Annotated in this window: 16 protein-coding genes, 1 tRNA gene and 1 riboswitch; of the genes, 7 read left to right on the top strand and 10 right to left on the bottom strand. The window is 58.6% G+C overall.

Annotation, left to right across the window (positions count from 1 at the left end; genetic code table 11):
- The 9 genes from ACWJJK_RS01415 to yjgA form a co-directional block, all read right to left on the bottom strand.
- On the bottom strand, positions 1–408 hold the full coding sequence (locus ACWJJK_RS01415) for a very short patch repair endonuclease (RefSeq protein ID WP_454128570.1): 408 nt from the start codon (positions 406–408) through the stop codon (positions 1–3).
- 49 nt (positions 409–457) lie between these two features.
- Positions 458–1,327, bottom strand: coding sequence for a restriction endonuclease (locus ACWJJK_RS01410; RefSeq protein WP_454128569.1), 870 nt, complete (start codon positions 1,325–1,327; stop codon positions 458–460).
- Between the two features lie 968 nt (positions 1,328–2,295).
- Positions 2,296–2,369: transfer RNA gene (locus ACWJJK_RS01405), tRNA-Gln, on the bottom strand.
- 38 nt (positions 2,370–2,407) lie between these two features.
- A complete protein-coding gene (gene rpsI / locus ACWJJK_RS01400; protein ID WP_133717496.1) occupies positions 2,408–2,800 on the bottom strand; it encodes a 30S ribosomal protein S9 in 393 nt (130 codons plus the stop codon).
- 20 nt (positions 2,801–2,820) lie between these two features.
- Entirely contained in the window at positions 2,821–3,249 is a 429-nt protein-coding gene (rplM, locus tag ACWJJK_RS01395) for a 50S ribosomal protein L13 (RefSeq protein WP_077730788.1), read from the bottom strand.
- 60 nt (positions 3,250–3,309) lie between these two features.
- Positions 3,310–5,199, bottom strand: coding sequence for a polysaccharide biosynthesis protein (locus ACWJJK_RS01390; protein WP_240507065.1), 1,890 nt, complete (start codon positions 5,197–5,199; stop codon positions 3,310–3,312).
- A 3-nt stretch (positions 5,200–5,202) separates the two neighbouring features.
- Positions 5,203–6,228, bottom strand: coding sequence for an MraY family glycosyltransferase (locus ACWJJK_RS01385; RefSeq protein ID WP_434110451.1), 1,026 nt, complete (start codon positions 6,226–6,228; stop codon positions 5,203–5,205).
- Between the two features lie 58 nt (positions 6,229–6,286).
- On the bottom strand, positions 6,287–7,555 hold the full coding sequence (locus ACWJJK_RS01380) for a TIGR03790 family protein (RefSeq protein WP_454128568.1): 1,269 nt from the start codon (positions 7,553–7,555) through the stop codon (positions 6,287–6,289).
- Positions 7,556–7,564: 9 nt separating this feature from the next.
- Positions 7,565–8,083 (bottom strand): ribosome biogenesis factor YjgA, encoded by a 519-nt coding sequence (gene yjgA, locus ACWJJK_RS01375; protein ID WP_156880132.1) that lies wholly within the window; start codon positions 8,081–8,083, stop codon positions 7,565–7,567.
- A gap of 156 nt (positions 8,084–8,239) precedes the next feature.
- Here yjgA and ACWJJK_RS01370 point away from each other — a divergent pair, with 156 nt between their 5' ends.
- From ACWJJK_RS01370 to ACWJJK_RS01345, 6 genes are all read left to right on the top strand, one after another.
- Complete coding sequence (locus tag ACWJJK_RS01370; RefSeq protein WP_454128567.1) at positions 8,240–10,549, top strand: alpha/beta fold hydrolase; 2,310 nt, start codon at positions 8,240–8,242, stop codon at positions 10,547–10,549.
- Positions 10,550–10,591: 42 nt separating this feature from the next.
- A complete protein-coding gene (locus ACWJJK_RS01365) occupies positions 10,592–12,310 on the top strand; it encodes an AMP-binding protein (protein ID WP_454128566.1) in 1,719 nt (572 codons plus the stop codon).
- Positions 12,311–12,487: 177 nt separating this feature from the next.
- Positions 12,488–13,624, top strand: coding sequence for a thiolase family protein (locus ACWJJK_RS01360; protein WP_156880133.1), 1,137 nt, complete (start codon positions 12,488–12,490; stop codon positions 13,622–13,624).
- A gap of 53 nt (positions 13,625–13,677) precedes the next feature.
- Positions 13,678–16,017: a 3-hydroxyacyl-CoA dehydrogenase NAD-binding domain-containing protein gene (locus tag ACWJJK_RS01355; RefSeq protein WP_454128565.1), complete on the top strand. Its 2,340-nt coding sequence runs from the start codon at positions 13,678–13,680 to the stop codon at positions 16,015–16,017.
- 2 nt (positions 16,018–16,019) lie between these two features.
- The gene (locus tag ACWJJK_RS01350; RefSeq protein WP_156880134.1) at positions 16,020–17,804 is read left to right on the top strand and encodes an acyl-CoA dehydrogenase C-terminal domain-containing protein; all 1,785 of its coding nucleotides are present in this window, start codon (positions 16,020–16,022) and stop codon (positions 17,802–17,804) included.
- A 91-nt stretch (positions 17,805–17,895) separates the two neighbouring features.
- Positions 17,896–18,126, top strand: coding sequence for a hypothetical protein (locus ACWJJK_RS01345; RefSeq protein ID WP_077730782.1), 231 nt, complete (start codon positions 17,896–17,898; stop codon positions 18,124–18,126).
- Between the two features lie 152 nt (positions 18,127–18,278).
- On the opposite strand, the gene ACWJJK_RS01340 is transcribed toward ACWJJK_RS01345, so the two are convergent.
- Positions 18,279–19,580 carry a porin gene (locus ACWJJK_RS01340; protein WP_077730781.1) on the bottom strand — a complete coding sequence of 434 codons (1,302 nt, stop codon included), beginning with the start codon at positions 19,578–19,580 and terminating at the stop codon, positions 18,279–18,281.
- Positions 19,581–19,932: 352 nt separating this feature from the next.
- Positions 19,933–20,039, top strand: a riboswitch (guanidine-I (ykkC/yxkD leader).
- Positions 20,040–20,102: 63 nt separating this feature from the next.
- Between ACWJJK_RS01340 and ACWJJK_RS01335 the strand changes: the two genes are divergently transcribed.
- Positions 20,103–21,098 (top strand): ABC transporter substrate-binding protein, encoded by a 996-nt coding sequence (locus tag ACWJJK_RS01335; RefSeq protein WP_156880135.1) that lies wholly within the window; start codon positions 20,103–20,105, stop codon positions 21,096–21,098.
- Positions 21,099–21,122: the final 24 nt, after the last annotated feature.

Raw genomic sequence — 21,122 nt, 5'->3', positions numbered from 1 at the left:
TTACGATTGGAGAAAAGTCCTGATTTCGTTTTTCAGGAATTCTGTATTTTTGAGCTGACATTGCCATATGACTAGATAACTCCAGCCTAGAGCAGTTAAGTCGCTTAGAGCTTTTGAATCTCGTTTTCGGTTTTCTTCAAACTTAGGTAGCCAATAGTCGAGATTTGATTTAGGTGGTTGTCCTTTTTTACATCCGTGGAAGTGCCAGAAACACCCATGTACGAAAATCACCTTTCTTCTACTTGGGAAGACCAAGTCTGGGTGTCCCGGAAGAGTTTTTGAGTGCAGGCGGTAGCGATAGCCAAGTGCAAAAACGAGTTTTCGGACCGTAATTTCGGGAGCGGTGTTCTTTGCATGAACACGGCTCATGATTTCGCTTCTTTTTTCCGGGGAGACTCTATCGGTCATGCTGGAGTCGGGTACTCGTAACGGAGAAAGATGCTTTTGGGTACCTTGTCTACTTTGGCTTGTAATGGCCACGGAAAGTTCTCCTGATCCAGCGTTTGATGTCGTTTCCATCTTTAGAGGAAAGACGATACGTGTCTTTTCGAATCCATTCGATAGCTCCTTTCGTCAATGTACTTGTTGTAACGATGATTCCCTTAGTAGCGCGTGTAATATCTACTACTGCAGATAACTCACGAAGGTGAGACAACTGGACTTTTTTCTTTTCTGAGTATTTTTTCGCCTGCCAAACTGCTTTTAGATGTCCTAAAAGATAATCTTCTTTCTCCGCAAGGACGTCGATTCCGCCATCTTTTGATCCTTGCATTAGCGTAACCTTCCAGCCGTGATCGGCGAGCAATTCCGCTATCAGTTTCTCGAAGTCTCGCCAGCTTAGCTCCGATAGTAATCTGCCCTCTCTCAATAGCTTTTCAGCGAGAATAAGGTGACTGGGTGAATACGCCAAGTAAGTAGCACAGGGTGCCTGACTGTTCTTGGATGTCCATATTTCTTCATCTGGTTTTAAACCATTGAACGACTCGACGTCGTGATACCAAACCAAGTCCGCAGCATACCATTCGCGAGTTTGAGCCCACGCATTAACTTGTTCCCGAAACTCGGAGATCCAACCGTCAGTTACTTCGGCTCTATTGGCAAAAAAACCAAGAAAACCTGGATCAGTTAGGCAGTTAGCTGTTTCGGAATCGATTAGTGGGTTGGAGAGAACGAAATCTGTAACTTCGTCATCAGTAGGCTCTTTTTCGTTCGGGATCGAATATTCGTCGTGTGGACTTATAGCTCGTGAGGCACGATGAATTTCGATAGTTGGCGCAATCAAGTCGCGAACGATTTCACGCAGATCCTCAGCAGTTATTGTTGGCATGGTTTAAGACGTAAGCTTACGAAAAAAACGGACAACATGATTTAAAGTCGCAGTAGCCATGCGACCTAGTGTCAAAAAAGGCTGATTTTTTTTGTCAGCCTAGGCTTACACGATTTTTGAGAAAAAATTTAGCCCTGACTGGCCAACCTCATCCCTCTTGTCAGCGCTCTTCCGGCGATTATCCAGCCTCGTTTAGTTTTTTCCTGGTCTCCTCGATCTCAGGGCTGATTTGGCTGCGCTCCGGGCATGTTTCGCCGTACGCAATCCAACTATATATTATATTCCGGCCACACTTTTTCTATGGCCTCGAAGTGTTCTTCCGTCAGCTTTTGCCCTTCCTTGTTGATCAAATTCTGCCATCTATACCGATCGATTCCGGTTCGTAGCTCCAGGTCCCGATATGAGAAGTCGGAAAGGCGGAGCACTTCAATGAAGCGGTCTTTCGGTCTCATCTAGTCCATAGGATGTGCTGACCATTGGGAAGCGTCCTTCGACGGGGCTCAGGACAGGCATCGTTCGCGATCGATGGGCTCATGGCGCGCCATCCCTGCGGGCGGCGCTGCCGTGCAAATCGGCACCAATCCTCCGGGAGAGGATTGGGACGCGGAGCGCCCGCTAGAGCGTTTTTCATCCCGGTGTACGGATTCGTGTTCGGGCGGGAAGAACGTAGGTCGGCAATCCCTTCCCAATCGCAAACGGCATCTCTGGGAGCGCCAGAGCTGCCCTTCCAATCGCAAACGGTCGCTTTAGTCGCGACCCTTCCGACAAAGCCCTTTGCCGAGCCGGTACGTCGGCAAGGGATTGCCGACCTACATATGGGGCTCCCTTACACCGAATCAGAAAATGCTCTAAAGCCCGCTCCCACGAGCCGTAAACCGATCCGACAGCCGCTCTGAGCACCCATTCAAAGCTCTGTTGGCGTCAGGCAACAAAAAAGGGCCATACCGAAGTGTGGCCCTTTGAATTGTTGGCTGGGGGACCTGGATTCGAACCAGGGTTGACGGAGTCAGAGTCCGTAGTCCTACCGCTAGACGATCCCCCAGTAAGTAAAGCACGCCGGGGAAACCGGCGCGCCTTGCATTAACGCTTGGAGTATTGCGGACGGCGTCTTGCTTTGTGCAGGCCGACTTTCTTACGTTCGACTTCGCGCGCGTCGCGGGTGACGTAGCCGGCTCTGCGCAGCGGCTGGCGCAGGGTTTCGTCGAAGCTCATGAGCGCACGGGTCAAGCCATGGCGGATGGCTCCGGCCTGGCCGGTGGGACCGCCGCCTGCAACCTTGACGAATACGTCGATCTTTTCCATCAGAGCGACGAGTTCGAGCGGCTGGCGCACGACCATCTGGTCGGTTTTTCTGCCGAAGTACTCTTCCAGCTGTTTGTCGTTAACGACAATACGACCGGTTCCGGATTTTGCGTAGACGCGTGCGACCGCGCTTTTGCGGCGACCTGTTCCGTAATACTGCGCTTGTGCCATGGTTGATTCAGCTTCTTAAATTAGATTTCCAACAATTTGGGCTGTTGAGCCTGGTGATTGTGCGTGGGCCCTGCATAGACTTTCAGCTTGCTGAACATGGCGCGGCCCAAAGGATTGCGGGGCAACATGCCTTTTACGGCGGTCTGGATGATGCGCTCCGGATGGGTTCCGCGCAGCTTGCCCAGGGCCACGGACTTCATGTTGCCGATGTAACCGGTGTGCTTGTAATAGATCTTGTCTTGCTCTTTATTGCCGGTAACACGCACTTTTTCCGCGTTGACGACGATGATGTAGTCGCCGGTGTCGACATGAGGCGTGTATTCCGCTTTGTGTTTGCCGCGCAGACGACGCGCGATCTCCGTCGAAAGGCGCCCCAGCGTCTTTCCTTCCGCGTCGATGACGTACCAGTCGCGTTTTACTTCGGCCGGTTTTGCGCTAAAGGTCTTCATTACTGCACGCTCCAAACTCTGGCGTTGTTCGAAAAAGCGGGTATGGTACCCGACAACACATTATAAAACAAGCGATCGCTGAATGGCGGACCGATCGTCTTCTCCATACTCGGCGGCGGTACGCTGGACGTATTCGGGAACCAGCCACTTGAGCTTGTGCAGGATCGCGGCCTCGTCGAAAGACCGGCAAGCCTCGGCCAGTTCGATCACGGCTTTCTTGGCCATCCGATAGTCGACGGTCAGGGGATGGGCCAGCAAGAGCTTGCTGTGCTCGGTCGGCGTGGGTCCCTCGTGGTCGTTGAACAATTCCTCGCTGATTTTTTCGCCGGGCCGGAGTCCGACATATTCGATCCGGATATCCTGTCCGGGGCGTTTGCCGCTCAAGCGGATCATCTGTTCGGCCAGGTAGCTGATCTTGACCGGGTCGCCCATGTCCAGCACGAAGACTTCTCCGCCTTTTCCGATGGTCGCGGCCTGCATGATCAATTGGCAGGCCTCGGGTATCGTCATGAAATAGCGGGTGACATCGGGATGAGTCACGGTGACTGGTCCGCCGGCCCTGATTTGCTCGCGGAACAGAGGCACCACGCTGCCCGCGGAATCCAGCACGTTCCCGAAACGGACGTTGATGAAACGAGTCCCGGCGACGCCGTTCATGCTCTGCACCAAGACTTCCGCCGCGCGCTTGGTCGCTCCCATGACGTTTTCGGGGGCTACGGCCTTGTCGGTGGAGATCAGCACGAATTCGTCGACACCGCCCGCGATCGCCGCTTCCGCCACCGTATAAGTACCCAGAACATTATTCTGAACTGCCTGGCGGACCTGATATTCCAGCAACGGGACGTGCTTGTACGCCGCCGCATGGAAGATGACTTCCGGCCGATATTGCGAAATCACCTGCTCGACGGCGAGCTTGTCGGTGACATCGCCGAGTATCGCGGACAGGCGCAATCCGGGGAAGCTGCGCCTCAACGCCCGTTCGATCTGGTACAGATTGAATTCGCAGCGCTCGAAAACGATCAGCTCGGCAACGGAAAATTGTGCGATTTGCTTGCAGAGCTCCGAGCCGATCGAGCCGCCTCCGCCGGTAACCAGAACCCGCTTTCCGCCGAGATGGGCCTGAATGCCCTGCCGGTCGAGCTTGATCGGCGCGCGTCCGAGCAAATCCTCGATGGAGACTTCGCGCAGGTGCCCCGACATTTGGCCCGACAGCATTTCCTGCATCGACGGCAAGGTCAGAAATGGGACGCCGGTTCCTTCGCAAATTTCGACGAGACGCCGCATCTCCTTGTCCGTGGCGGATGGCACCGCGATCAGAATCGTCTCGATCTCCAATTTCTCGACGAGCCGCGGAATCTGTTCGCAACGTCCCCTCACTCTCACGCCGTGAATCTCGCTTCCTTTCTTCTTCGGATCGTCATCCACGAACGCGATCGGGGCGAACTCGGTCCCGGCGGCGCGAAGCAGGTCCCTCACCAGCATTTCGCCGGCCTTGCCCGCACCGACGATCAGCGCGCGCCGCCCGGCCGACATCGGCGCGCCGCGATCTTTCCAGATGCGGTAGATCAGCCGCGGCGTGGACAACAGAAATAGCAGCAGCACCGCATAGAGCGGAATGACGGAACGGGGCACGCCTTCCAGCCGATTGACGGAAAACAGGATGATGGCGATCGTGGCAATCCCGAGGCAAGACGCCTTGGCGATACGGACCAGGTCGGGAATGGACGCGAACCGCCAGATGCCGCGATACAGTCCCAAGCGGCGGAAAAACACGGCTTGGACGACGAGGACCAGGGGCAGCCAGTGCAGCGAAGTCCGCGTTTCGAGTTCGGGCGGCAACGACAAATTGAACCGCAGCCAATAAGCGCCGAGCCAGGCGAGCGCCACCATGATCAAATCATGAATGAATATGATCGTTCCCGAGCGCATTTTCGAAAGCATGTCCTGCATCGCTTACCCCCCCTGTTTTCCTGCCTCCAACCATAGCGCCAAGCCTATCAAAGGCGCATAGGCGCACGCCAGAAAGACCGGCTCCAGCTGCGGCCAGCGCACCGCCGCGAAGGCCCAAGGCAATAACCAACACAGATTGATGGCCAAGACCGACAGGCTGATCCGCTTGTGACTGGCCCAGCGCCGCGCCGCACGCTGGTACGCATGGCTGCGGTGCGCCTCGTACCAGCGCTGCCCGCTGAGCATACGCCTCACCAGCGTCACGCTCGCATCCACGAAAAACACGCCGAACAGAATCAGCCAGACCGCCAGGGACAGCGTACCTTCGACGGAGGTACGCAGCGCGAAAACGGCCAGAACGAACCCGACGAACGCGCTCCCAACATCCCCCATGAAGATTTTCGCGGGAGGCCAGTTCCAACATAAGAAGCCGCCCGCCGCTGCCGCCAAAGCTAACAATAAAACATTTGCATCCCCTGGGAACAGCGGCGACTGATAGGCCAGAAGCCCATACGCGGATATCGCCACCGAAACAACCTCGATTCCCGCGATGCCGTCTATGCCGTCCATGAAGTTGAACAGGTTCAACAGCCAGACCGCCAGCAAACCGGCGAGAACGGGGCCGAGCCAGCCCAATTCGTAAATTTCGGCGGCGAACCGGATCGATTCGAAGCCGCCCAGCCAATAAAGCGCCCAGCCGGCGCAAGCGATCTGCACGATCAGACGCCATCTTGCAGGTACGTGTCCGTGATCGTCCCAAAAACCGATGGCGGCTATCGGCAGCGCCCCGAGCACGAGCATAAAAAGCTCGAATGAGATTTGTCCCAGCCAGTGGAGACCGGCCGCGACGAGCGTGAAAGACAGCACGACCGCCAAACCGCCGCCGCGGGGCGTCGGCACCTGGTGGGAACTGCGGGCATTGGGCAGATCCAGCAAGCGTTTGGTCGCGTAACCGCGCACCGCTCCCGTCAGGATGCCGGAAACCAGCAGCACGGAAATGACCAAAAACCCTAACGAAAAAAGACTCATCAGTTATTTTGCTGCGCTGCTCGGCAGCCGAAAGAAAACCGGCACGAATTCTTTTGAACTATTTCTTGGTTTGTTCGCCGCCCGGATAGGCCAATCGATAAAATGCGCCGGTATCCGGCAATTGGAAGGACAGTTCATTATAGCCGGGTATGAGGACATAGGTTTTGACCGCCGAACGGTAGGGTCCGATAGCGCTGGTCGCGGCCTGTAATGCCAGCATGTGCGACCTCGGGGAAAACAGCTTGACGGTGACTAGGCCTTTATGCTGGATCAATTGAGGCGCGAAGGGCGCCGCCAAAGGCTCGCCGATGAAAACGCCCTCCCCCGGCCGGGCGACGCTTTTCCAATAGGCTTCGAGTACCGTATCGCCTTCCAGATAGTGCCACATAGCCACGGCCGGATGAGGAAACTTGCTCAGGATATTGCAGGGTTCCGTCACCGTGCCGTAGCTCGCCGTGGCCCCCGCCTCCAGCCAGCGCACGCTGCTCATCTGGGCATTTTCGGTCAGCCTCCCGCCGAACGAGGTCAGGTGATCCGCCATCGCCCCGGGCACGAAACCCAAGGTGTCGAGATCCGGCACCTTCGCCAGTCCGGTAAAGTAGAACAGCACATCCTGCTTGCCGCTGATGAAGTCCGCTTCAACCCGATGCAGCCGGATCGCCGCGCCGAGCATATCGACCGTCTTGTCGAACGTGACAGCCCGAACGCTTCGGTGCTTGTCGGAGGTGTTCAGCAAGTAACCGGTACCGGCCGGATAGGTCCGGTCGGAGGCGATGCCGCGATCGATCAGTTTGCGGACATCCTGGACCGTGCGCCCGGCCAGCATCATCGCGGGCCGAATGCCGTGATCGGTATAAGGCGCGCGGCTGGCGGAATGAAAGTATCCGCTGGGCTTGGTTTCGCCGCATTTGCTCGAACAATAGGCTTGGTCGAAACCTAGCGCGAAAGCGGAGGTGATCGACATGCAATCGACCCTGAACGGCGCCATCCATGCGAGCGCATAGGCTTGAACCCCCGGCGGCGTCCGACTGTCCACCGCCTGCTTGACGGATTCGAACTGGGCGCGCGGCAGGTTGTCGGTACCCGGCGGAAAACTCACCCGTATCATGTTCTCCTCGGGTATGCCTCGCCGTTTTTGGTAGTAATTGCCGATGGCGACGCTCGACGGGTCGGCCTCGTTCACGATGACCGCCAACTCCGCCGGCCCTAGCGACCTCCGCGAAAACAGCAGCCGATCGATACTCTCTTCGGCCTTTGCAACCTGAAATACGGCGGCAAAGACTGCGAAAAGGATCGGCAGAAAAACCGACCTAATCCGATACTTCACGGGTCAACCTCACTCCAGAACTTCCCGCAAGTACCGAAACAGCAAGCGAGCAGACTTGGGGGCAGCCGCCGCATCGCGCTCCCGGCGCGCGTCTCGGGACAGCTGCCGCAACTTCTGCCGGTCGGCTCCCGGATGGGCTGCCAAGAATTCGTTAATCGCGGCATCGCCTTCGGCTATCATGCGATCGCGCCAACGCTCGATGACATGCTGCCGGTGCACCGCTTCAGCGCTCTCGTTCCTGAGGGCCACGAGCCCTGCCCGAATGGGTTCAGCGTCGATATGGCGCAGCACTTTGCCGATATACTTGCGCTGCCGCTTGAGGGCGCCGCGCTCGGTGATGGACTGTCCGAGCCGCACCGCTTCCATCAGCTCTACAGGCAAGTCCAGCCGCTCGAGCTGTTCGCGGGATAAGCCGATCAACTCTTCTCCAAGATCCTGCAAGGCTGCGCTTTCGCGCTTCAACTGGGATTTACTGATTCGCTCCGGATACTCATCCGGCGAAATTTCGGGATCTTCCGTCCACGTCATGAGAAAGCGACTACAAAAAGGCCAGATAACGGCACTGAATTTTCGGCCTACTATACCACTCGTCCCACCAAAACGGTGGTGACGGCCGATTGAGCAATCAATCGGCACAGATGGATCTAAATGAAAAGAGAGAGTACGCTACCCGACAGAAAAAGTATGTTTCTCAAACAACGCCACATGGAAGGCCATCCGAACGCAGATCCGGAATATGGCATCAACACCTCGACTTATGACTGGTCGGTGCGCGTTTTCCGGCAGATCAAGAAGCTGCTCAAGGTCCGCATCACCTTGCACGGCAGCCCGGACATCATTGATCGCGGCCATATCTTCCTTTTCAACCACTTCGCCCGATTCGAGACCTTCATCCCCCAATACCTGATGTACGAGGCCAGAAAGGTCTACTGCTGCTCGGTGGCCTCGGCGGAATTCTTCGAGGAGGAAGACAGTGTCCTGGCGGGATTCCTGCGCGACGTCGGCGTCATCCCGAACAACTACCCGAGACTTCTGCCCTGGCTCGCCGAACAAATCCTGCTCGGCCGCAAGGTCGTCATCTTTCCCGAAGGGGGCATGGTGAAGGACCGCCGGGTTCTCGACAAAAGAGGCCGCTACAGCATTTACTCCCGAGTCAGCATGGATAGGCGCAAACACCATACCGGGGCCGCCGTTCTGGCGATGGGTCTTGAAATCTTCAAAATGGCCGTGCGCCGCGCCGAGCGCCAAGGGCAGCAGGACAGTCTGACGTCATGGTCCGAGGCGCTCGGGATGGAGAGCCGCGAAGCCCTGCTGGCCGCCGCGCACCAACCCACCATCGTGGTTCCGGCGAACATTACCTTCTATCCCATACGCATCAACGAACATATTTTGAGCAGCGCCGCCGAACTGCTGAGCCGTGGGCTGAGCCGGCGGGCTGCGGAAGAAATCCTGATCGAGGGGAATATCCTGCTGCGCAACACCGATATGGATATCCAGTTCGGACATCCGATTATCGCGTCGGAGTCCTGGCACCACTGGGAAACCTGGCTGGCAAAATGGGTAGCGCCGCGCATCGGGACAATCGACGATGTCTTCGCCGTCACCCGGAAACCCGCCAACACGAAAGAGCGGCTCCTGGCCGGCCGGCTGCGCCAGCGTGCCCAGATCGTGCGCAACAAATATATGCGCGAGATGTATCAGGCGGTGACGGTGAATCTCAGCCACCTCGCCTCGACACTGATTTTGTATCGCGCAAGACGTAACCGGATCGAGATCGACCGGGCCGAATTTTTCCGCAGCCTGTATTTGGCCATCAAATACACCCAGCGATTGCCGCACGTGCATCTTCACCGCAGCCTGCAAGACCCCGAGGAATATCGAAACCTGCTGGAAGGCGAACATTCCGGTCTGCAAGAATTGATCGATACCGCGAAAGCCAGCGGGCTGATCGAAGTTCATCCGGATCGTTATCGGTTGCTGCCCAAGCTGCTTCACGAACACGAATTCGATGAAATTCGCATCGAAAACGTAATCTCGGTTTATGCCAACGAGATCGAACCCATTTCCGGCATTACGGAGGCAGTCAAGCGCGCCCTATCGGTGGAAAAGAAGCTAAGCGCTCTCGAACTGGCAAATCTTCAGTTCGACGATGAGGTCAGGTCATGGCGATGGGATTCGAAACACTATGCCAAACACGCTCCAAGTTTGACGTCTCCTGCGATAACCGCGGCCGCGAGCCCTCGCCCCTTCTTTCTGAAGGCGCGATCGAGCAATGGTGCCGGCGTGATTCTGATCCACGAACTTTTGTCTTCGCCGGCCGAAATGCGCGACTTCGGCGGACGCTTGGCCGATCTCGGTTTTCACGCCCTCGGCGTCCGTTTGAAAGGCCACGGAACTTCGCCCTACGACCTCAAAGACCGACGCTGGGAGGACTGGCTCGAATCCTTGCGCCGCGGGTACGAGATCATGAAGGCTTATGCGTCTCACATTTACATCGTCGGCACCGGAATCGGCGGTCTGTTGGCGCTGCAACTGGCCAGCGAACAGCCTGAGCGCTTGGCAGGGATAGCCGCGATTTCGCCGCCCTTCAAGTTCAGCGCGTCGGGTCCCATGGCTCCGCTGCTCCGCAGCCCAAACATTCTGGTTCGCTGGATGTCTCGGCGAAACAGCCGGCCGTTCGTGGAAAGAACGCCGGAATATCCGCAATACGCCTATCGGGAAGTGCCTCTGCGTACGCTCTACGAACTGCGCCGCTTGATCCAGGAACTGGAGGAAAGTCTCGCGGACGTGCAGTGTCCGGTATTATTGGCACAGGCCGATCACGATCCGATTCTCGATCCGGAAAGCGCGCGGATGATCTATAAGGCCCTGAGCTCGAAGAACAGGATTCTCCGGTCCGTGCATGCCGATCGCCACAATATGCTCGCGGAGGATATTGGTGGTATAAGGGACATCGTGATTCGCTTTTTGACCAGGGACGCCCCGGCGGGTTGAGTCGAACCCGTTCAAGTGATTTATTGTGCAGCGGAGAGCGCCATGCGAAACCTTCAAAGCACCTTGTCGCAATACGTCATGGAAAAGCCCTGGTTGAAGAGCTATCCGCCGGGCGTCCCGGAAACCATCGGCGAACCGCAATACTCTTCGCTGGCGCATTTTTTCGAAGAAATGGCCGCCCGCTATCGGGAACGGCCGGCACTTTCCAATTTGGGGCGGACTCTTTGCTATGCCGAACTCGAGGAGCTGAGCCGGCATTTCGCCAGTTTCCTGAACCGACGCCTAGGCCTGGAACGAGGTGAACGGATCGCCATCATGCTGCCGAATGTCTCGCAGCAACCCGTTGCCTTATGGGGCGCGCTGCGCGCCGGGCTGATCGTCGTCAACACGAATCCCCTCTACTCCGCCCGCGAATTGGAACATCAACTCCAAGACTCGGGGGCAGCAGCCCTGGTGATGCTCGAGAATTTCGTCCCGGCAGTAGCGGCCGCGCTTCCAAGATTAAAGCTCAAGGCGATCATCATTTCCGGACTCGGCGACCTGCTGCGGTTTCCCCGCTCCTATCTGATCAACTGGTACGTGCGCCTGTTCAAAACGGGAAACCCCGGCACCCACATCAGCGAGGCCGTCTCCTTCAATACGGCCCTGCAGGAAGGCAGCCTGCTTTCTTTCGAAAGGCATGATCTGAAACTGGAAGACGTCGCCTTTCTCCAATACACCGGAGGCACCACCGGCATCGCCAAAGGGGCCATGCTGACGCACCGCAATCTGCTTGCGAACGTGGAGCAGTGCACCCAGTGGATTGTCGGCGGACTTCCCCCGGAACGAGCGATGGTCAAAGGCGAGGAAGTCGTGATCACCGCGCTGCCGCTCTACCACATCTTTGCCCTGACCGTGGATTTGCTGTGCTTCACCGAACTGGGTGGGTTGAACTATCTCATTACCAATCCGCGAGACCTGCAAGGTCTCATTAAAATGCTCGGCAAGGTGCGTTTCAGCGTCATAACCGGCGTCAACACGCTCTTCAAGGGATTGCTCAACACGCCCGGCTTCGACGAACTGGATTTCAGCTCGCTCAAGTTCGTCATCAGCGGCGGCATGCCGACCGAGGAAGTCGTGGCGAACCGCTGGCAGCAAGTGACCGGCTGCCCGATCACCGAAGGTTATGGCTTGACCGAAACCTCTCCCGTGGTTGCCGTCAATCCGCCCGGATTGACGGAATTCAACGGCAGCATCGGGCTTCCCGTGCCATCCACCGAATGCAGCGTTCGGGACGACGACGGACGTCCGCTGCCGGTCGGGACGGCTGGCGAGCTGTACGTGCGCGGACCGCAGGTCATGAAGGGTTATTGGAACAGCCCGAACGAAACCGAAAACGTCATGACGCCGGACGGGTGGCTGCGTACCGGGGACATCGCCCGGATGGACGAAAACGGATTCTTCTATATCGTGGACCGCAAGAAGGACATGATTCTCGTCTCGGGCTTCAACGTTTATCCCAATGAACTCGAGGCCGTCTTAAGTACCCACCCGGCTGTTCGGGAGTGTGCCGCGATAGGCGTGCCGGACGACAAGACCGGAGAAACGGTCAAGGTTTTCATTGTGCGCAAGGACGAGAGCCTGGATGCGGACACCGTCCGCCGCTACTGCCGTATGAACTTGGCGGCCTACAAGGTGCCTAAGTATATAGAATTCCGCGACGAACTCCCGAAGAGCGCCGTAGGCAAGATTCTTCGCCGCGAGTTGCGGAAACTGACTTAACAATACGACACGCAGCACGTTCCTTTAATTCCCGCTGCGTCGAAGAATTTCGGATGACACGGCCGATTTAGGCGGCCACAGGCGATACGCCGCCATTTCTGTATTTAATTGTTGTTTCCGTTTCGGAGATCGAGCGATCTCCTGTCCTTTGTGGCGTTTCCTGTCAGGAGGCAGACCATGAAAAACGTTGTCATCGCCGGCTACTGCCGCTCGCCGTTTACCCCGGCCAAGAAAGGGCAGCTCAGCGGCATCCGCCCCGACGAATTGGCCGCGCAAGTGGTGAAAGCCTTGTTGCGCAAAACCGGCGCCAAACCCGAAGACATCGAGGATTTGATCCTCGGCTGCGCCTTTCCGGAAGCCGAGCAAGGCTTCAATTTGGGCCGTCTCGTGGTATTCCTGGCCGGTCTCCCGCAGTCGGTCGCAGGCACCACCATTAACAGGTTCTGCGGCTCGTCCATGCAGGCCATACACCAGGCGGCGGGCGCCATTCAACTGAATGCCGGCGAGGCGTTCATCTGCGCCGGCGTCGAATCCATGAGCCGGGTGCCGATGACGGGCTTCAATCCGATGCCTCACCCCAGGCTTTACCAGGAATATCCGCAAGCCTACATGAGCATGGGCGAAACCGCGGAAAACCTGGTCGAGCGGTACGGCATCAGCCGCGCCGACCAGGAGCGCTTCGCCTTCGACAGCCAGCGCAAAACGCGGGAAGCCGGAGAGGCAGGCCAATTCGACGACGAGCTGATCCCCATCGAGACACCCGACGGCACGGTGACGCAGGACGGCTGCCCGCGTCCCGAGACCACTCCGGAGGGCTTGGCCGGTCTTAGACCTGCCTTCCGGGAGAACGGCGTGGTCACGGCCGGAACCTCGTCGCCCCTCACCGACGGCGCCGCCGCGGTCCTGGTCTGTTCCGAGGATTACGCGGAACGCCACGGACTCGAACCCCTGGCGCGCGTCAAGAGCATCGCGGTGGCCGGCTGCGCCCCAGAGATCATGGGCATAGGTCCGGTCGCCGCGAGCCGCAAGGCGCTGCAACGCGCAGGGCTCGCTCTCGAGGACATCGACATCATCGAATTGAACGAGGCTTTTGCGGTCCAGGCGCTGGCGTGCATCCGTGAACTCGGCATCGACGAGAGCAAGCTCAATCTCCACGGTGGCGCCATCGCCCTGGGCCATCCGCTGGGCGCGAGCGGAGCCCGCATCACCGGAAAAGCGGCGTCGCTGCTGAAAAAGGAAAAGAAGCGCTACGCCCTGGCGACGCAGTGCATAGGCGGCGGACAAGGCATCGCGACGATTCTGGAAGCGGTTTGAACTTTGAAAAGGCGGGCCTCGGATGGCCCGTCTCCAAGTCAAGTGAGGCCGACATGATGAAAATAGAAAAAATGGCTGTCATCGGCGCAGGAGTCATGGGATCGGCTATCGCGGCCCAGGCCGCCAACGCCGGCGTCCCGGTTTTGTTGCTGGACATCGTGCCCGAAGGCGCAACGGATCGGAACATGGTTGCCAAGAACGCCTTGAAGAAGCTTCAGGAAACCGATCCGCCCCCGTTGATGCACCGCAAGAATCTCGCGCGGATCACGCCCGGCAACATCGAGGACGATCTCGAAAAACTCGCCGAGGCCGATTGGATCATCGAGGCGGTAATCGAAAAACCGGACATCAAGCACAGGCTCTACCGCAACCTGGACAGTGTCCGCAAATCCGGTTCCGTCGTTTCCTCCAACACCTCCACCCTCCCACTCGCCGAGCTCACGCGGGACATGCCGGAGAATTTCCGGCGCGACTTCCTGATCACTCACTTCTTCAATCCGCCGCGCTACATGCGGCTGCTGGAAATCGTTTACGGCCCCGAAACCCGGCCCGATGCGCTAGCCGCGCTGGTCGACTTCGGCGACCGGCGGCTCGGCAAGAGCATCGTGCATTCCAACGATACGCCCGGCTTCATCGCCAACCGCATCGGCATCTTCTGGCTGCAGCTGGGGCTCCTGGAAGCCTTGCGCCTAGGGCTCACCGTCGAGGAAGCCGACACCGTCATCAGCCGTCCGTTCGGCATCCCGAAAACCGGCATATTCGGCCTGCTCGACCTGGTCGGTCTCGATCTCGTCCCCCACATCGTTCCCGGCATGGATCGGGCGCTTCCGCCGAACGATCCGTTCCACGCCATCAGCCAAGTGCCGGAACGGGTGACGCGGATGATCGCGGAAGGCTATACCGGACGCAAAGGCAAGGGCGGATTTTATCGCTTGAACCGGGCTGGAGGCGGAAAGATCAAGGAAGCTCTCGACCTCCAAACCGGCACGTACCGGGTCAGCACCAAACCGGAACTCGCCAGCATCGCGGCGATGAAAGCGGGCGGCTTGGCCGGGCTGCTGCAATTCCACGACAAGACCGCCGAATACGCCCGGAGCGTCATGGCCCAGACCCTGGCTTACGCCGCCGAGGTGGCACCGCACGTCGCCGACGATCTGGAATCGGTCGACCGTGCCATGCGGCTGGGCTACAACTGGCAGTACGGCCCGTTCGAACTGATCGACCGGATCGGCGACGAAAACCTGGTCCGGATGCTCGAAGCCATGGGCAAGCCCGTGCCAGATCTGCTCCGACACGACGGACCGCTTTACCAAGTCGTCGACGGGCGGCTGCACGGGCTTGCATTCACCGGCACGGGCGGGACCAAGCCCACTCTACGAGCGGTGAACCGGCCACCCGGCGTCTTGCTGCTGGCCGACGTCAAGCGGCGCAGCAAGCCTCTGACGAAGAATCCTTCGGCGAGCCTTTGGGACGTGGGCGACGGCGTCGTCTGCCTGGAATTCCAGAGCAAGATGAACACCTTCGATCCTCTGGTGCTCAAGCTGGTCCACAAGGCTGTCGACATCGTGCGGAGCGATTACCGCGCGCTGGTGATTTACAACGAAGCCGACAATTTCTCCGCCGGAGCCAATCTCGGGGTGCTGCTCTTCGGCGTCAACATCGCGCTGTGGCCGGAAGTGGAGAGCATGGTCAAACAGGGCCAGGAGGCGTTCAAGGCACTCGAATACGCGCCCTTCCCCGTGGTCGGCGCGCCCTCGGGAATGGCCCTCGGCGGCGGATGCGAAATTCTGCTCCACTGCGATGCCGTCCAGGCTCATGCCGAATTGTATATGGGGCTGGTGGAAGCCGGCGTCGGCGTGATTCCCGGCTGGGGCGGCTGCAAGGAGATGCTGCTGCGCGCCTTCGCCGACAAGAAATCTCCCCAAGGCCCGATGGCGCCGGTCGCCCGCGTCTTCGAAACCGTCAGCGTCGCCACTGTGTCGAAATCGGCCCAGGAAGCGAAAGACCTTCTGTTCCTGCGCCCCACCGACGGCATCACCATGAACCGCGACCGGCTGCTGTTCGACGCCAAGGAAAAGGCGCTGGCGCTGAGCGAAAGCTACGCGCCGCCCGAGCCGCCGGTCTTTTATCTCCCAGGGCCTTCGGGCAAGGCCGCGCTGGACATGGCCATCGGCCAGTACCGGCGGCTCGGCAAGGCCACGGCCCACGACGCTGTTGTCGCCGGAGCCTTGGCCGATGTACTCACTGGAAGCGATACCGACATCAGCAAACCCTTGTCCGAGGACGATCTCCTCGCATTGGAGCGGCGCGCCTTCATGGATCTGGTCAAGCGAAAGGAAACGATCGCCCGCATGGAACACATGCTGGAAACCGGCAAGCCTTTGAGGAACTAGCCATGGCCACCTACAAAGCACCCTTGCGCGACATGCGCTTCATCTACCACGAGTTCCTGGCCGACCAGCACTTGGAGGACATGCCCGGCATGGAGGACGTGCCGCCCGAGCTGGTGGATGCGGTCCTGGAGGAAATGGCCAAGGTGGCCGAAAACATTCTGTTCCCCCTCAACCGGAGCGGCGACGAGGAAGGCTGCCGGCTCGAGAACGGCGAGGTGCACACTCCGCGCGGCTTCAAGGACGCGTATCAGCGCTACCGGGAAGGCGGCTGGCCGGGGTTGACCAGCCGCCCCGAATACGGCGGGCAGGGACTTCCGGAAACGGTCTACGTGCTGACCTCGGAAATGATGTCGGCCAGCAATCTGTCCTTCGCCATCTACACCAAGCTGACCCACGGCGCCTATCAGTTGCTGCTCAAGACGGCCTCGGAGGAGATCAAGAATCTTTATCTTCCGAACATGGTGGAAGGACGCTGGACCGGCACCATGTGCCTGACCGAGCCGCAATGCGGCACCGATCTCGGCCTGCTCCGCACCAAGGCGGTTCCGCAAGCCGACGGCACTTATCGGCTCACCGGCAACAAGATTTTCATTTCGGGCGGCGAGCAGGATCTCAGCGAAAACATCATCCAGATGGTCCTGGCGCGCGCACCCGACGCCCCGCCTGGGGTCAAGGGCATAAGCCTGTTTCTGGTGCCGAAGTTCCTGGTCAACCCGGACGGAAGCCTCGGACCTCGCAACCGCATCTTCTGCACGGCCATCGAGCACAAGATGGGCATCAAGGGCTCGAGCACGTGCAGCCTGAGCCTCGAAGACGCCACCGGCTATCTGATCGGAGATCTCCATAAAGGACTCCGCGCCATGTTCGTGATGATGAACAGCGCCCGCCTCGAAGTCGGATTGCAGGGGCTGGGGCTCGGCGAAGTGGCCTATCAAAATGCCGCGGCCTATGCCAAGGAGCGCTTGCAAGGCCGCGCCGTGACCGGCCCGAAAAATCCCGAAAAGCCGGCCGATCCGCTCATCGTCCATCCGGACGTGCGGCGCATGCTCTTGACCATGCGCGCCTATACCGAAGGGATGCGGGCGATGTCGGCCTGGGTCGGCGCTCAATTGGACAAGGAAAACCGGCACCCGGACCCCGGAATCCGCCAGCAGGCGGAGGACTTCGTCGCCCTGCTGACGCCCGTGGTGAAGGCCTTCTTCACCGATCTCGGGTTCGAAACCGCCAATCTGGCCATGCAGGTATACGGCGGGCACGGCTACATCCGCGAACACGGCATCGAACAGTTCGTGCGCGATGCGCGCATCGCCCAGATCTACGAGGGCGCCAACGGCATCCAGGCCCTGGATCTGGTCGGACGCAAGCTACCCGCGCACGCCGGACGGTATTTGCGCAGCTTCTTCCACCCAGTCCAGCGTTATCTCGACGAACGCGCCGGACAAGCTCAACTGGCCTTCGTCACCGAACCGCTGGCCAAAGCGTTCGGCCGGCTGCAACGCGCGACGGCCTTCATCGCCGAGCGCAGTCTCGCCGATCCCAACGAGGCCGGTGCCGCGGCCTACGACTACCTGCATCTGTTCGGCTTGACCACCATGGCCTATTGCTGGGCGCGCATGGCGGAAATCGCCCAGGAAAAAATCAAGGACGATACGACCGGCTTTTATCAGGCCAAGCTCGATACAGCCCGCTTCTTCATGGAGCGCATCTTGCCCAGAACCTCGGGGCTCTTTTCCGCCATTCTTTCCGGCAGCGGGAGCATCATGGATTTCAAGGACGAGGCGTTTTAGACCGAATCCGGAACCACTCCACGTCACTTTGACGATACAAACGCCCTGGAACTGTCTAAGAAAGGTTACCCTTTGGACAGTTCTAAGGCGCATGAAACGTGAATCTTTTTCCGAAATCAGGGTGTTCTGTTATGCCGGCTATCGCGGCGACGAAGAACCGCGGCGGATGTTGATCGACGACCGCAAAGTCAAGGTGGAAATCCTCAACCGCTGGACCACGCCGGAGTACCGCTACTTCAAGGTGCTCGGCGACGATTGCCACATCTACACCATCCGCCAGAACGATCGCGACAGCCGGTGGGAACTGACTTTGCTGCACTAAGTAGAAAATGCTGCCGACAGCGCCACTGTTTGTAGATGGTGGGTTAGGCCGCGAGGCCGTAACCCGCCGAACCACCTTGAATCGGTGGGTTACGCTCCGCTAACCCACCCTACGATCAATGCTCTCGATCCGCGGCGGAGAATGGAACTCCCTCAGAACTTGATGACTGCGTCGATAGCGAATAAAAGCTGATCGCTTTTCTTGCGCGCGTCGTAGTTGTCTATTCCGTCAGCCCAGTCGTATCGGACCTCAGGGCGAACAGCGACCCAGTCCAGCGGTTTCCAGTTCAAGCCAAGGGTAACGCCGTAATAGCTGGCGGGTCCGGAAGCAAGAACGGCGCAGCCGGGACACATTTGTGCAACCCGCACGCCGTCGTCATCGCGGAACCACTCGCCCCTCAATCCCACGCCCACGGTATCGGTGACATCGTAGATCAGCTGCTGCTGAATGCCGTACCACTGAGCGTCCTTGAAATTGTTCAAAGGATGCTGTTGCTCTATACCGTGATCGTGCTGGAAGACATAGTGCACGTGATCGGTGAAATTCTGTTTGAAAACGAAACTGTAGAAGGTGCGATTGTCCTTTTTGTCGATGCCCGTTTCCCGGCGAAAATCGTCGAGGTCGTTATCGGCGTTGACATCCCCGGTGATGATCGAGAGTCCGACCGACGTAGCCTTATCGTCGGTATTCCAGAAAACGCCGCCCAGAAAATTCCAGTTCTCCATATTCTTGTCGAAACCGTCCCAGCCCGCATTGCCGTCCAGCGATCCGCCGAACTGATTGTGTCCTCCGGTGACGGCCCCGAGGGTGACCAACAGATTGCTGACGACCGGGTAGGTGAACATGGCCCCGGTATGGGTAAAGGGTTCGCCGTACTGGAAGGTATACGGGTGGGAATAAAAGAAGTTGTCCGGAGACAGACCCGTTTCATAACCCATGATGGTATAGAAACGGCCCAGCCGTGCCGTGATTCCGTTGCCGAACGGTGCGAACACGTCGATATAAGCGTTGGGAAGCGCGATTTTGTAGAAACGCGTGTCGTCGCCGATCAAGTCGTTGTCCCAATGACCGTCGCCATAGGCGTTGATGGTGTTGGTCCGGGCGTCGGTACCGAACATGAAAGTCAGCTTTCCGCCCACGTCCCAATCGCCGCCCTCGACGTTCACGGTTCGGGACAAATCCACCACCAACTGATTGAGCTGAAACTCGCCGGCCCGATCGTTGAAGATCACGGGACCGTTGTAGTTGTCCGCCGGATCGTTGGCGTTGTAGGTAATACCCGCGTCTATCCAGCCGGTCAGGGTCAGCCCCAGGGATTTCATCCAGGCTGATTCGTTGATGACCTTTAATCCCCCCAATAAACCGGATGTCTCTTCTGCCCGGCTCGGGTCACCGATACTCATCAGCCCGCCCGCGATGAGTGCCAGATGACGCTTCGATTTGATGTTTTTCATGAGTTCAGGCTCCTGTGTTTCTTGCGCTTAAACAGCGGAGCCCTGTGAGTCGTCGAAAGACTACAAAAGCACAAAGCGCGCCATGCCTCTTAAAAAACAATAAGCAGCGTTGGTCTTCCCGGATCGGCTGAACGGACATCTGCTTCCGGCAGCAATAAAAGACTCTAGGCGATAGTCGAATCCGGTTTTTCTGCACCATTTCGGAGCACAAGACCGACCTCTCGCCCCGAAATCGGTCCAAATCGCGCGCAATTCAGTTCCGAATCTTGCCGAAGCCGCTGAATTCGAGGCTGGCACGCATCCTGCTCGGTCTCATCCGTAACGAGAGGTGCGCCATTCGGCGGCACCGTTCACAAATGGCGACTAGGGTTCCGGCCCCTCCGCTCGGGGGCGTCTGGTCCGAGAGTTTCCGGCCCCGTGGCTCGCGGGGTTACACGGCGGGATAAAAGCCCGGGAGGTCGTGACGGTTCGTAAGAACCGGTTCGCCCTCTCGCCGTGTAATTTCCGAAAAGGAGCCCCGTGATGTCGTCCCTATTCGCTCATGCCTTGCGCCGTTTTCTCGCTTTCCCGGCCTTGATCGGCCTTCTTCTGCTTCCCCTGCCGTCTCCCGCCGAGGTCAAGATCGGCGTCAGCGACTGGCCGGGCTGGGTCGCCTGGTACGTGGCCGAAAAAAACGGCTATTTCAAAAAGCACGGCGCCAAAGTCAAACTGGTTTGGTTCGCCAACTACACCGATTCCATTTCCGCGTTGTCGGCCGGCCAGCTGGACGGCAATTGCCAGACCTGGTCCGACACCATGGCCCCTCTGGCCAAGGGCATTCCGCTCAAGGCCATACTGGTCAACGACAACTCGGCCGGCAACGACGCTCTGATGGTCAGCCCCAAGATCGAGAGCTTCGCCGACCTCAAGGGCAAGAAGATCGCGCTGGAGCAGTTCAGCGTCTCCCATTTCCTGCTGGTGACCGCGCTGGCCAAGAACGGCATGACGCAGGCGGACGTCGAGATCGTCAACCTGTCCGCCGGCGACGCTGCGGCGGCCTTCCTGAGCGGTCGTGTCGACGCCACCGTGGTATGGAACCCCTGGGTCAACAAGATCGAGCTGTCGGGCAAGGGCAAGGCGCTGTTCAGCTCCAAGGACATCCCCGGACTGATTCCCGACCTCCTGGTCGTGCAGGAAAAATCCCTCGCCGTCCACCGCAAGGATTTCCTGGGCATGATCGAGGCCTGGTACGACGCCGAAAAGTTCATTCGCGAACACCCGGACCAGGCGGTCAAGATCATGTCCAAGGTCGTCGGCCTCAAGACCGACGAATACAAGATTTTTCTGCCCGGCACCAAGTTCTTCGCCGAGGCCGATAACCTCGAAGCTTTCGGCCCGCCCGACCAATCCCGGTCGCTGCTGAACGTAGCGCCCGCCATTTCCGACTTCCTGCTCGACAACCGACTGATGGAAGGCACCGTGGATTTTGCCCAGGGCGTGGACGGCTCGCTGATAAAAGAAGTTGCGGACAAGAAATAGGCAGCGGCCCGCCTCCGCCGGGGA

It is taken from the genome of Methylocaldum gracile, assembly GCF_053646815.1.
This window is presented reverse-complemented; position numbering and strand designations above follow the sequence as displayed.